The organism is Alcaligenes sp. HNGD-HTN06, assembly GCF_049932565.1.
Taxonomy (GTDB): Bacteria; Pseudomonadota; Gammaproteobacteria; order Burkholderiales; family Burkholderiaceae_B; genus Alcaligenes; species Alcaligenes ammonioxydans.
This window is the reverse complement of the sequence record NZ_CP187782.1, coordinates 166128-178792: the sequence shown is the minus strand read 5'-3', so window position 1 is coordinate 178792 and position 12665 is coordinate 166128. Positions and strand designations below refer to the sequence as shown.

Here is a 12665-nt window from a genome sequence, read left to right as displayed (position 1 = left end):
TTTACGGATAATTCGCTCACTGTTTTCCACGCGCCAGACTGGCGCTGCCACAAGGATTTTCCATGTCGTCCGGTGACATACGCTCTGAAGTCAAGAAACGCCGCACTTTTGCCATTATTTCTCACCCTGACGCGGGTAAGACCACACTGACTGAAAAACTGCTGCTGTTCGCGGGCGCGATTCAGATTGCCGGTAGCGTCAAGGCTCGTAAAGCCAGCCGCCACGCTTCCTCGGACTGGATGGAAATTGAAAAGCAACGGGGTATCTCGGTGGCCTCCTCGGTCATGCAGATGGAATACCGCGACTGCGTCATCAACTTGCTGGACACTCCCGGTCACCAGGACTTCTCCGAGGACACCTACCGGGTGCTGACCGCCGTGGACGCTGCCTTGATGGTCATTGACGCCGCCAACGGTGTGGAACCGCAAACCATTCGCCTCTTGCAAGTGTGCCGGGCCCGCAATACGCCCATCATCACCTTTGTGAACAAGCTGGACCGCGAAGTTCAAGAGCCACTGGATGTCCTGTCGGAAATTGAATCGCACCTGGGTATGGAAGTGGTGCCGTTTTCCTGGCCGATCGGGATGGCGCGTCGCTTTGGCGGCGTGTTCAATCTGCGCGCCAACCATATGCGTGTGTTCAAGCCCGGTCAGGAGCGTCATGGCGAGGATGAAATCATCCCTGGCCTGGACAACCCCGTGATTGCCGAGCGCTTTGGCGAGCCATTTGAAAAAGCGCAGGAAGAGATCGAACTGCTGAATGCAGCAGCGCCCGAGTTCAACCTGGACTTGTTCCTGGCAGGCAAGCAAACCCCGGTATTCTTTGGTTCGGCCATCAACAACTTTGGCGTGCAAGAAGTATTGGACGCGCTGGTGGATCTGGCTCCTGCGCCGGGCCCACGCGCTGCCCTGCAACGCGAAGTGCAGCCCGACGAGCCCAAATTCAGTGGTGTGGTGTTCAAGGTGCAAGCCAATATGGACCCCGCTCACCGCGACCGCGTCGCCTTTGTTCGTGTCAGCTCCGGGCACTTCAAGCGTGGCATGAAACTGAAAGTATCACGTACCGGCAAAGAGATTCGCCCCAATAACGTGGTGTCCTTTCTGTCCCAGCGTCGCGAGCTATTGGACGATGCGTTTGCAGGCGACATCATCGGTGTGCCCAACCACGGCATTCTGCAACTGGGCGACGTGCTGACCGAAGGCGAAAATCTGCAGTTTACCGGCCTGCCGTTCTTTGCCCCTGAACTCTTTCAATCCATTGAGGTCAAAGATCCTTTACGCACCAAACAATTGCGTACCGGCTTGACCCAGCTGGGCGAAGAAGGCGCCATTCAAGTGTTTCGCCCCCATATGGCAGGCGGCATGATGCTCTTGGGCGCCGTGGGCCAATTGCAGTTTGAAGTGGTGGCCCATCGTCTGAAAACAGAATATGGCGTGGAAGCCCGCCTGTCGTCCAGCCGCTTCAACATGGCTCGCTGGGTCACGGCCAAAGACCCTAAAGACATGAAGAAGTTCATCGAGACTAACGCTGGCAATATTGCCTATGACGTGGTCGAGGCCACTGCCTTTTTAGCAAGCTCGCCAGCGCAATTGCGTGTGGCGCAGGAGCTCAATCCAGGCATTGAATTCCACGCATTACGTGAACATGGTGGACACGTTTTCGGGGATGCCGTCTAATTCTGTCACAAGAGCAGAGCCGACAGTTCGCTACAATGACGGCTCTATTCTTTTAATAACGCGCATCCGGCTGACCGGATCGCCCCTGATTCAAAACCGAGACATCGCTTATGCCCTGGCGTTTTATCATTGCTGTCTTGCTGCTGGCCGCAGGTGCTTCAGTGTGGGGCGGCCTGGAACTGGGGAACTGGCTCATCGCGCACGGCCCTGAAAAATCCATGGTCGTCAGTGCACCTGATCCATCCGATCTGCCTACGCTTGATGCCGATGGAAAGCCCTTTACCGCCCAGCCGCCACAACCTTTGGTCAATGGCCGCTTAGGGGTACCCGAGGAGCCCACGCCTATTGCCTGGGAAATCGATACCTCGACGCTTACCGAAGAAAAACCGCCCATTGCGCTGGCGACCACATCCATTTCCCTGGAGCAGGCCATTCAGATTGCCATGTCCGAGCAGAATCGGGAGCTGCAGGGAATCGCCCGGGTGAACCTGGGTGATGCCGAGGCGATTCAGCCGGTGGAGGTTGGCACCCCCCCGCCACCCCCGCCACAAGATATCCAGATTGCCAGCAATAATGGCGGGGCCTGGCAGGCGCAATTGCAGCAAGAGTTGAATGCCTGTAGCAAAAAAGGCTTTTTCGATCGCCCCAGTTGCTCCTGGGAAGCCCGGAACAAGTACTGTGGTCCCAACAATGCCTGGGGCAAGGTGCCCGGCTGTCCGAGCAAGTCCTTTTAAGGACACGCTGATCGCTGACGGCTGCTGGCTATTACGACCAGCGCGCCCCGACGCTCCAGGTTCAAGACCGACTCCGGCTCCTGAAACGGCAATAAAAAAGCACCCGTCAAAACGGGTGCTTTTTTTGTGGCCTGCGCGTTCAGCACAGACTTACTCGTCGTGATCGCCCATCTGCGATTGCAGGTAGTTTTGCAGACCCACTTTCTCGATCAGTTCCAACTGCGTGCCCAGCCAGTCAATGTGTTCCTCGGTGTCGTCCAGAATCTTCAAAAATAGATCACGAGAGACATAGTCACGCGCGGACTCACAGTACTCAATGGCTTCTACCACCGTCTGACGCGCTGTCTGTTCCAGCTTCAAGTCACAGCCAAGCACTTCAGGCACGTTCTCGCCGATCATGATCTTGTGCATATCCTGCAGGTTAGGCAGGCCATCGAGCATAAAGATACGTTCGATCAGCATATCGGCATGTTTCATCTCGCCGATGGATTCGTCATACTCGTGTTTGCCCAGCTTGTTAAAGCCCCAATGGTTCAACATGCGAGCGTGCAAGAAGTATTGATTAATCGCTGTCAGCTCGTTCTTTAACTGCTTGTTCAAATGCTGAATTACCACTTTATCGCCAAACATGCTGTTCTCCTGTAAATCTGACGGCGCTCCCCCCAAGGACGCGCCGAGCCCCCACACAAGACCTCACTGCCGCTATCACAAGCAGGTGCGACGTAGTCAAAATCGGGGTGGGGGATGAAGGTGACAGGCTACCATGCACTCGAGGGCAACGGCTTAAAAAAGGGTCAGGCACCCAGAAAGCGTTGCACTTTTGGGTTAGTAACAGGACTAACAACAATCATTCCCACTACGAAGAGCGGGAAGCGACAATCCTGATTGAAATCACGCGCTTAAGCGCGACAGACAAGGCGGCCGAACTCGGGAACAGGGATCAGGCTGTCGTTGGCAGCCGAATCCACCCGGGCGGTTTCGAGGCTGGCAATCATGGCTTGATTGGCATAGCGCCCACCCGGTAAATAGTCCTGAGCCGTCTCCGCGCAGCAGCCACAGCACGACGCCACGCCCAGCTGACCTTGAAGGTCTGCCAGACTGGAAGCGCCGCCTCGTACTGCTTCTTGTACTTGACGCTCGGTGATTGCGTTACATATGCAGATAAACATGAGAACCATTATTATCAAGAACCGCAAAAAGATCAAGAGTCATTCTCATTAAGAACACCTGAACGTTCTGTGCCTCCTGGGAACGGCCTGCTACCGGGCAGTGCCCACCGGACTCAAGGCGGGAAAAAACGCATCAATTTTGCAACAGGTGGTCCATCAGCAGGCGGGCAGCAGGGGACAGGCTATAGCGGCTGCGTACGCACAAGGCGACCCGGCGGCGCGTCCACGGCTCCCGAATGACGCACATGGCCAGACCCAGACTCTGTACGTAGGATTCGGCCACGGAACGAGGCAGTACGCCAATGCCCAGGCCGGCCTCAATCATGCGGCACTGAGCGTCATAACTGGTGACCTGGACGCGGCAACGCCAGGTACGTTCCAGCTCGCTGGCCGCGCGCAAGAGCAAAAGATTGGGATGACTACCGGTGTGCATGCCGACATAGTCAAAATCCAGTGTGTCGGCAAAGGCCAGCTCGGGCCGGTCGGCCAAGGGATGGCGGGCAGGCACCAGCAGAACCAGCTCATCCTGCCGATAATCGTAATACTCCACCTCGGCGCTGCCCACGCCTCGAATCAAAACCCCCAGATCGGCGTTATTGTCCGCCACCGCCTGCGCCACCCCGGCACTGATCCGCTCCTCCAGGGATACCCGCACTTTGGGATGGCGTGCCATGAAAGAGCTCAGGGCTTGCGGCAAGAACTGCGTAATCGACGACAGATTCGCTGCAATCCGCACATGCCCGGTCGCCCCCCCGGCAAAATCTCGCATTAACGCGCCCATGGCGTCCATATCGTCCAGCAACCGCTGGGACATGGCGGCCAGCGATTTACCCGCCGCGGTGGGATAGACACCCTTGTTGCTGCGCTCGATCAGGGCGGCGCCCAACTGCTGTTCCAGATCGCTCAGACGTTTGCTGACGGCAGCAGGGGCAATGTGAGACTGCTCGGCAGCCCCCGAAATGGTGCCCCGTTCGAGCACCAGTAAAAACAGCCGCAAAGATTTGGGATCAATGTTCATAAGCCAGTATTCCATCCTAGGAGAGGCAGGCCGACAAGCGCTCTACCATCATCAATCGCGATAGCACCATCGCAATTTGACGCTGTACTCACACCAATAGCGATGACAGACTAGGTCAATAATACGGAACCTGATTATCCAAGTCAGAGAAATAAAGTGAGGGGACAGACACGATGCGCGACAGCGACAATCTGAAAGGGGGCTTTGATGGCACCCTGCCCATGGGGCACCAGCCGGTTTTACTCGTTATCGATTTTCAACGTGGCTTTACCGAGCCCGGCTTGACGCCGCTGGCCTCGGACTGTGACAGCCAGATCGAACAGACCAACCGCTTGATTGGCGCCATGCGCGGCAAAGGCCGCGTGATATTCACCATCATCGGCTATGAAACCCACCTGGCCGACGCCAATCTGTGGCTCAGCAAGGCCTCGTCATTGCGCTGCCTGCTGCGTGATTCGCCAGCCTGTGAGCTGGACCCCCGACTGGACTACGACCCCCAGCAAGACATCATCCTGCACAAAACACAGGCCTCCGCCTTTTACGGCACGCCGTTGTCCGCCCTGCTGGCCCATCAAGGCTGCGACATGCTGATAGTGGCAGGTGCGACGACCAGCGGTTGCGTGCGCGCCAGTGTGGTGGACAGCCTGCAGTCAGGATTTGCCCCGTTCGTGGCTGAAGATGCGGTAGCGGACCGCTCGGCAGCCCAACACCGCAGCAATCTGATCGACATGGCCAGCAAATACGCCGAAGTGCTGCCCTCTGCAGGCTTGATCGCTCATCTGCACACGCTTTAAACACGAAACAAAAAAGAAACCACAGGAGACATACATGAAAAAAGCCCTGACAGCGGCTCTGGCCGCCTGCACCCTGGCGCTGGGTAGTTCGCCAGCCCACGCCCAGGAAGTGGAACTGACCTTTTCAACCTATTTGCCGCCGGCCTACGAGTACGCCTGGAAACCCATCGAGAATTTCGTCCAGACCGTCGAGAAAGAAAGCCAGGGCCGAATCAAGATCAATGTGTTCCATTCCGGCCAGCTGTTTGACGGTTACGAGGAGCTGCCCGCTTTGTCCCGCGGCGACGTGGACATGGTCAACATGACCAGCACCTACCCCAGCGGCACGGTGCCGGCGCTCAACATTTTTACCCTGCCGTTCCTCTTTGACAGCACCGCCCACCTCAAGCGGGCTCTGGACCAGGGCCTGTTCAAGCTGGGTGCCGAGCAGGAACTGCGCGATACACATGATGCCGTGGTGCTGGGCCTGGCGCCCTGGGACCCGTACGAGTTTTACAGCCGCAAGGCACCGATCAATTCGGCTGCCGACGTCAAAGGCAAAGTATGGGCCTCGACCAGCTCCATGGACGCTCGCGCACTGCAATTGCTGGGGGGCTCGCCCACCGGCATGCCCTCGTCTGAACTCTATCTGGCTTTTGACCGTGGCGTGATCGACGCCACCCCGCGCCCCTTGCTGACGGGCATTGGACGCAATCTGTACGAAGTGGCCAAGCACCTGTCCATCGCCAACTTTGGCATCGACGTTTCGGTGCTCGCCATCAATCGCAAGAAATGGGAGTCCTTGCCCGCTGATCTGCAGGAGATCCTCATCAAGGCTGCCCAGCAGCGAGACCAGGAGCAGTTTGAGCGCGTCAATGCCTTTGTAGACCAGGCTCTGCAACGCTACGAACAAGCCGGGGTGACTATCAATCGTGTCGAGCCGGCCCAACTGGCCCAGATGCGTGAACAGACCCGCCCCGCCATTGAAGAATGGAGCAAGCAGGTTGAGAACGGCCCAGCCTATCTGGAACTGATCGAAAAAACCCGCCAGCCCTGATCACACGTGACGGCGCGCCGTGCCCAGCACCGGCGCGCCTTGCGCGTGGGGAGACACCATGAATCCACTTATTCATTTTCTGGGCGCCTTTGCGCGCGGCAGTAATCGGCTTGCCATTCTGCTTGCCGAAGTGGCCCTCGCCGCCCTGATGCTTGCCTGCACCTACGGCGTGATAGCTCGCTATGTCTTTAACAGTCCCAGCATCTACATCACCGAAGTGTGCGTGTACCTGCTACTGGTCTGCTCCTGGTTATCCGTAGGTTGGGTCCATCTGGAGAACCGCCACGTCAGTGTCGAGGCCTTCCACATGCGCTTTTCACCGCGCGGCCAGCGTCTGGCGACCTGCATCTCGCAACTGTGCATTCTGTTTTTCTGCCTGGTGCTCTTGTGGGCCGGGATGTCGGTGGTAGAAACCGCCCTTGCCCGCAACTATCGCTCGGCCTCCATGCTGCGTTTCCCCCTATGGATCGCGTACGGCATGATCCCGCTAGGTGGCACCTTGCTGGGTCTGGCAACCCTGCGCCGACTGTTCATCCCGGACAGTGTGGAATCCAACGACAGCATCAAGGAGTTCTGACATGGATTCCATGCTCATTTTCAGCCTGATGATGGCCTGCTTTGCCATCCTGATGGTTATCGGTACCCCCATTTTTGCCGCACTGGGTGTGGCCAGCATTTCCGGCATTCTGATGAAGTCCGGTCTAGCCGGCCTGGATGTGATTCCTGCCACCTTGCACCGCGGCATGGCCAGCTATTCCCTGATCGCCATCCCGCTGTTCATTTTGATGGGCGAGGTCATCGCGCGCACCAGCATTGGCGGCAAGCTCTATCAACTGTTTTACCTGTGGCTGAACCGTTTACCCGGTGGTTTGGCTGTAGCCAGTGTGGGCAGCTCGGCCGTTTTCGGTGCCATGAGCGGCGTCAGCGTAGCGGGGGCCGCCACGATTGGTCGCTTTGCCATTCCTGAAATGCTCAAGCGCGGTTACTCGCCTAGCCTGTCGGGCGGAACAATTGCCGCCGCTGGTGCCTTGGCCCTGCTGATTCCACCCAGCATCGGTTTTGTGCTCTATGGCGAAATGGCGGACCAGTCCATCGGCAAACTATTCATTGGCGCCTTGCTGCCTGCATTGATGGTAACCATCATGATGGTGATCTATGTAGCGCTGGTTGCGGTGTTCAAACCCGAAGCAGCTCCCCGCAATGCCGAAGTCGTCACCTGGACTCAGAAGCTGACTGCCCTGAAAGACATCTGGGCCGCCGCGCTGCTGATCCTGCTGGTGCTGGGCACGATTTACATGGGTATTGCCACGCCAACAGAAGCAGCAGGCATTGGTGCTGCGGGCGCCTTTATCATCGCCATCGCCTACAAGGAAATGAACTGGCGCGTCGCCTTGCAAATTCTGCGCTCCACTGCGGTGACCAGTGGCATGATCCTGCTCATTCTGGCTGCGGCGCTGCTATTTGGCTATATCATGACGCGCCTGATGATTCCGCAAAAGCTGGTGTCCTTAATTACGACTTCGTCTCAGCCGGCCTGGCTTATTTTGCTGTTCGTGCTGCTGTTCTTAATTGCGGTCGGCATGTTCCTGGATATTGTCTCCCTGATTCTGATTGCCACGCCTGTTTTATTGCCGGTTATTGTGGCTCTGGGTTATGACCCTTTGTGGTTTGGGATTGTCATGATTATCGCCTGCGAAATGGCGGTCATTACCCCTCCTGTCGGATTGAATTTGTATGTCATCAAGGGCATTGCACCACAGATCTCGCTACAGCAAATTACACGAGGAGCCTTGCCTTTTGTAGCATTGGAAATTCTGGCCATTATTATTCTGACCATCTTTCCCGATATTATTCTTTGGCTTCCCAGAACAATTTAAAAAAAGACCCGCTTCATGCGGGTTTTTATTTATCTTCCATCCACGTTTTTTACGATGGCAGCATAATATTTCATTGCTTTTCCACTTTCTTTTTCTATTCCAGAATCAATCATTGGAGGAAACAGAAATGGATAAAAACAGCTTTACCGCCCCCCCGCTCAAAGGCATCAAAGTCCTGGAGCTGGGCTCACTGATTGCCGGCCCCTATGCCGGTAGCCTGCTGGCCCAATTCGGGGCCGATGTCATCAAGATTGAACCGCCCGGCAAGGGCGACCCGCTACGCCGCTGGCGGCAACTGCACAAGGACACCTCCCTGTGGTGGCGCGTGCAAAGCCGCAACAAGCGTTCCATTGCACTGGACCTGCGCCAGCCCGAAGGCCAGGACATTGCCCGTGAACTGGCCCTGCAAAGCGATATCGTTATTGAGAATTTTCGCCCCGGCGTGCTGGAACGCTGGGGTCTGGGCTGGGAAACACTGCATGCACTGAACCCGCGCCTGATCATGGTGCGCGTCTCCGGCTACGGGCAGGACGGTCCCTATCACCGACGCCCTGGCTTTGCAGCCATCGCAGAATGTATGGGCGGCCTGCGTTATGGCACCGGCTACCCGGATCGTCCTCCCGTACGGGCCGGTGTCAGCCTGGGCGATACGCTGGCTTCGCTGTACGGCACCATTGGGGCGCTGCTGGCCATGCACCATCTGCATCAGTCAGGCGGGCAGGGCCAAATGATTGATGTGGCCTTGTACGAATCGGTCTTTGCCATCATGGAAAGCCTGATTCCGGACTATCAACTGAACGGTCATCAACGCGAACGCACCGGAGCGAGCCTGCCCGGCATTGCCCCCTCCAACACCTATCCTACCGGTGACGGCAAGTGGGTGGTGATTGCGGCCAATAGCGATGCCATCTTCATTCGCCTGATGCAGGCCATGGGCCGCCCCGATCTGGCCAGCGACCCACGCCTGTCGGACAACGCCGGACGCGTGGAACACAGCGCCATGCTGGACCAGACCATTGGCGACTGGACCGGCGCTCGCAGCCTGACCGACGTGCTGACGGCATTGGAGCAGGCCGAAGTTCCCAGCGGCAGCATCTACACTGCTGCCGACATTCTGAATGACCCACACTACCAGGCCCGCGGCATGCTGGAAAAACACACATTGGAGGACGGCCAGGAACTGACCATACCCGGCATCGTGCCCAAGCTCAGCCGCAGCCCCGGCGCCACCCAGTGGTTGGGGCCGGAGTTGGGCGAACACACGGACAGCATCCTGCAAGAACTGGGCATGAGCCCGGAGCGCTGCCGAACACTGCGTGAACAAGGAATCGTGGAATGAGTACCGTATTGATCAGCGACGTCACCTTGCGTGACGGCCTGCAAATCGTGCCGCGCTGGGTGCCTACCCCGGACAAGCTGCGTATCGCGCACGCCCTGCCTGAATGCGGCGTGCGCAAGATCGAGCTGACATCCTTTACCTCGCCCAAAGCCATTCCCTCCCTGGCGGATGCCGACGAGCTGGCCAGCCTGACCGCACGCGACCCTCACGTCTGTTACACCGCCCTGGTTCCCAATCTGCGCGGTGCGCAACGGGCTTTAGCGGCCAGTATGGATGAGCTGAACTTTGTATTTTCGGCCTCTGAAGCGCATAACCAGGCCAATCTGCGCATGACGATTGCGCAATCACTGGCCCAGCTGGAGCAGGTCCTGGAAGCAGCGGGCAACACGCCCGTCAACGTGTCCCTGTCCACCGCTTTTGGCTGCCCCTTTAGCGGCTCCGTCGCCTCCGCACACGTGATTGCCTTGATGCAAGAAGTACAGCGTATGGGGGCCAGCTCCGTCAGCCTGTGCGATACCACCGGCATGGGTTCGCCCGTGGATGTAGAGCGCCTGACCCAAGCCGCTTTGAGCCTGTATGGCGAGCAGGGCGTCACCGGCCATTTTCATGACACCCGCGGTCTGGCGCTGGCCAATGCCTGGGCGGCGTACCGCGAAGGAGGGCGTCGTTTCGATGCAGCACTGGCCGGTTTGGGCGGCTGCCCTTATGCCCCGGGTGCCAGCGGCAATGCCAGCCTGGAAGATCTGGCGCATATGTTCCAGATCAGCGGCGTGGAAACCGGTTTGAATCTGGAAAAGCTGCAAGCACTGGCTGAAGAAATCGCCGCCCTGACCCACGAGCCGATTCAGAGTCGTCTGCACAAAGCCGGCCCGGCTTATGCCTTGAAGGTGTCCCCGTCATGAACCCCGCCCGCACCCTGTTTCAAAAGCTCTGGGATACACATCGCGTGGCAGCGTTAGACGATGAGCATGATCTGATCTACATAGACCGCCAGTTGTTGTACGAAGTCACCAGTCCGCAAGCCTTCGAGAGTTTGCGTCTGGCCGGGCGTCACGTGCGTCGCCCGGAAACCGCACTGAGCACGGTCGACCACAACGTGCCCACTCGTCGCCGCAATCAGCGTCTGGCAGACCCCCTGGCCCAGGCGCAAATTGACCAGATGGAGATCAACAGCCGGGAGTTTGGGCTGCGCTACTTCGGGCTGGATGACGAGCGCCAAGGCATCATCCACGTGATCGGACCCGAACAGGGCATGAGCTTGCCCGGTTCCAGCATCGTGGCCGGCGATTCCCATACCAGCACGCATGGCGCATTTGCGGCCTTGGCCTTTGGCATTGGCACTTCCGAGGTGGAGCATGTTCTGGCCACGCAATGTCTGGCCGCAAAACGCATGCGCAGCCTGCAAGTAGATGTGCAAGGCGAACTGCCAGCCACCAGCACCGCCAAGGATCTGATCCTGCACATCATTGCCCGCCTGGGCGCGGATGGCGGGCGGGACTGTGCCATTGAATTTACCGGCCCTGCCATCCGCGCCTTGTCCATGGAAGGGCGCATGACCTTGTGCAATATGGCGATCGAAGCGGGTGCCCGTATTGGCCTGGTCGCTGTGGACGACAAGACTCTGGACTATGTGCGCGGTCGTCCCTTGGCACCGAAAGACGAAGCCTGGAACAAGGCGGAATCGTACTGGCGCACACTGGTCAGCGATGAGGGCTGCCAATACGATCAGCACTTGCAGATCGACGCCACGCAGGTCGCCCCCACTGTTACGTGGGGGACCTCCCCCGATATGGCGTTGGCCATCGACCAGCGTGTGCCTGACCCCTTGACCGCCGCCACGGGCAAACAAGCTGATGCGCAACGCGCCTTGAACTATATGGCTTTACAGGCCGGCCAGCCGCTGGCGGGTATCGCCATAGACCGGGTGTTTATTGGTTCCTGTACCAATGCGCGCATTGAGGATCTGCGCAGTGCGGCCGCCATGGTCAAGGGCAAGCGCGTGGCCAGCACCGTGCTGCAAGCCTTGGTGGTCCCCGGCTCGGGTCTGGTGCGTCGTCAGGCCGAGCAAGAGGGCTTGGACCAGATTTTCATGCAAGCCGGTTTTGAATGGCGCGAGCCAGGCTGCTCCATGTGCCTGGGCATGAACGAGGATCGCTTAAAGCCGGGCGAGCGCTGCGCCTCCACCTCCAACCGCAATTTCGAAGGGCGGCAGGGCGCCTTGGGGCGCACCCACCTGATGAGTCCGGCCATGGCCGCCGCAGCCGCAATTGCGGGCCACCTGGTTGATATCCGACATTGGGAGACCCCATGAGCCTCAACACCGCATTTACGTCCGTACGCTCGCGCCTGATTGCACTGGACCGCGCCAATGTGGATACCGATGCCATTTTGCCCAAGCAATATATGACCTCGTTGTCACGCACCGGCTTTGGCCCTTATGCCTTTGACAACTGGCGATACGCTGACATCGGCTATCCGGGCAAACCACGGGCCGAACGCGAGCCGAACAGCCGTTTTTGCCTGAATCAGCCCAGTGCGCAAGGAGCGCGTATTTTGCTGACACGGGAGAACTTTGGCTGCGGCTCCAGCCGCGAGCACGCGGTATGGGCGCTGAAGGATTTGGGCATTGTCGTACTGATTGCGCCTTCTTTTGCCGACATTTTCCGCAATAACTGCTTTAAAAATGGCTTATTACCCATAACGCTCAGTACCGCTCAGGTAGACGCCCTGTTTGCCACCGTCGCCCGTCATCCCTGGGATGAATGGACAGTGGATCTACAGGCTTGCACGCTGAGCGGCCCCCAACCACCCATCCTTTTCCACGTGGAGCCCGAACGCCGACGCCGTCTGCTACTGGCCCTGGATGACATCAGCATCACCGAGCAAAAGCAGGCAATGATCCAGGCCTACGAGGAAAAGCGCAAACGGCAGGAGCCCTGGCTGTTCAGCTAGGAAACGCCCCGGCATGCGTCTGGCAGGAGGCAGGCCAGCACGTGTCAGCGCCGGATCGTCACCGCAATCG

At 58.3% G+C, this 12665-nt stretch carries 13 protein-coding genes; 10 read left to right on the top strand and 3 right to left on the bottom strand.

Translation table 11 applies throughout. The features are described from left to right. Nucleotides 1–62 precede the first annotated feature (62 nt). Nucleotides 63–1676 (top strand): peptide chain release factor 3, encoded by a 1614-nt coding sequence (locus ACOZ42_RS00770; protein ID WP_003804953.1) that lies wholly within the window; start codon nucleotides 63–65, stop codon nucleotides 1674–1676. Nucleotides 1677–1786: 110 nt separating this feature from the next. Further along, nucleotides 1787–2410 (top strand): hypothetical protein, encoded by a 624-nt coding sequence (locus ACOZ42_RS00765; RefSeq protein ID WP_003804955.1) that lies wholly within the window; start codon nucleotides 1787–1789, stop codon nucleotides 2408–2410. A 150-nt stretch (nucleotides 2411–2560) separates the two neighbouring features. Here ACOZ42_RS00765 and bfr read toward each other — a convergent pair whose 3' ends face one another. From bfr to ACOZ42_RS00750, 3 genes are all read right to left on the bottom strand, one after another. Next, nucleotides 2561–3040: a bacterioferritin gene (gene bfr / locus ACOZ42_RS00760; RefSeq protein ID WP_003804958.1), complete on the bottom strand. Its 480-nt coding sequence runs from the start codon at nucleotides 3038–3040 to the stop codon at nucleotides 2561–2563. A gap of 269 nt (nucleotides 3041–3309) precedes the next feature. Then, nucleotides 3310–3579 carry a (2Fe-2S)-binding protein gene (locus ACOZ42_RS00755; RefSeq protein ID WP_039944052.1) on the bottom strand — a complete coding sequence of 90 codons (270 nt, stop codon included), beginning with the start codon at nucleotides 3577–3579 and terminating at the stop codon, nucleotides 3310–3312. Between the two features lie 133 nt (nucleotides 3580–3712). Beyond that, a complete protein-coding gene (locus ACOZ42_RS00750; RefSeq protein ID WP_003804961.1) occupies nucleotides 3713–4597 on the bottom strand; it encodes a LysR family transcriptional regulator in 885 nt (294 codons plus the stop codon). Between the two features lie 173 nt (nucleotides 4598–4770). On the opposite strand from ACOZ42_RS00750, the gene ACOZ42_RS00745 reads away from it, so the two are divergent. From ACOZ42_RS00745 to leuD, 8 genes are all read left to right on the top strand, one after another. Then, on the top strand, nucleotides 4771–5391 hold the full coding sequence (locus ACOZ42_RS00745; protein ID WP_003804962.1) for an isochorismatase family protein: 621 nt from the start codon (nucleotides 4771–4773) through the stop codon (nucleotides 5389–5391). Nucleotides 5392–5425: 34 nt separating this feature from the next. After that, on the top strand, nucleotides 5426–6427 hold the full coding sequence (locus tag ACOZ42_RS00740; protein ID WP_003804963.1) for a TRAP transporter substrate-binding protein: 1002 nt from the start codon (nucleotides 5426–5428) through the stop codon (nucleotides 6425–6427). A gap of 58 nt (nucleotides 6428–6485) precedes the next feature. After that, a complete protein-coding gene (locus ACOZ42_RS00735; protein ID WP_003804964.1) occupies nucleotides 6486–7004 on the top strand; it encodes a TRAP transporter small permease in 519 nt (172 codons plus the stop codon). Between the two features lies 1 nt (nucleotide 7005). After that, nucleotides 7006–8304 (top strand): TRAP transporter large permease, encoded by a 1299-nt coding sequence (locus ACOZ42_RS00730; RefSeq protein ID WP_426345428.1) that lies wholly within the window; start codon nucleotides 7006–7008, stop codon nucleotides 8302–8304. A gap of 127 nt (nucleotides 8305–8431) precedes the next feature. Then, nucleotides 8432–9643, top strand: a complete 1212-nt coding sequence (locus tag ACOZ42_RS00725; RefSeq protein WP_003800509.1) for a CaiB/BaiF CoA transferase family protein — start codon at nucleotides 8432–8434, stop codon at nucleotides 9641–9643. After that, entirely contained in the window at nucleotides 9640–10545 is a 906-nt protein-coding gene (locus ACOZ42_RS00720) for a hydroxymethylglutaryl-CoA lyase (protein WP_003800511.1), read from the top strand. The genes ACOZ42_RS00725 and ACOZ42_RS00720 overlap by 4 nt, the downstream gene beginning before the upstream one ends. Then, complete coding sequence (leuC, locus tag ACOZ42_RS00715) at nucleotides 10542–11954, top strand: 3-isopropylmalate dehydratase large subunit (protein WP_003800514.1); 1413 nt, start codon at nucleotides 10542–10544, stop codon at nucleotides 11952–11954. Before ACOZ42_RS00720 ends, leuC begins: the two co-directional genes overlap by 4 nt. Then, nucleotides 11951–12595 carry a 3-isopropylmalate dehydratase small subunit gene (gene leuD / locus ACOZ42_RS00710; RefSeq protein ID WP_003800516.1) on the top strand — a complete coding sequence of 215 codons (645 nt, stop codon included), beginning with the start codon at nucleotides 11951–11953 and terminating at the stop codon, nucleotides 12593–12595. Before leuC ends, leuD begins: the two co-directional genes overlap by 4 nt. Nucleotides 12596–12665: the final 70 nt, after the last annotated feature.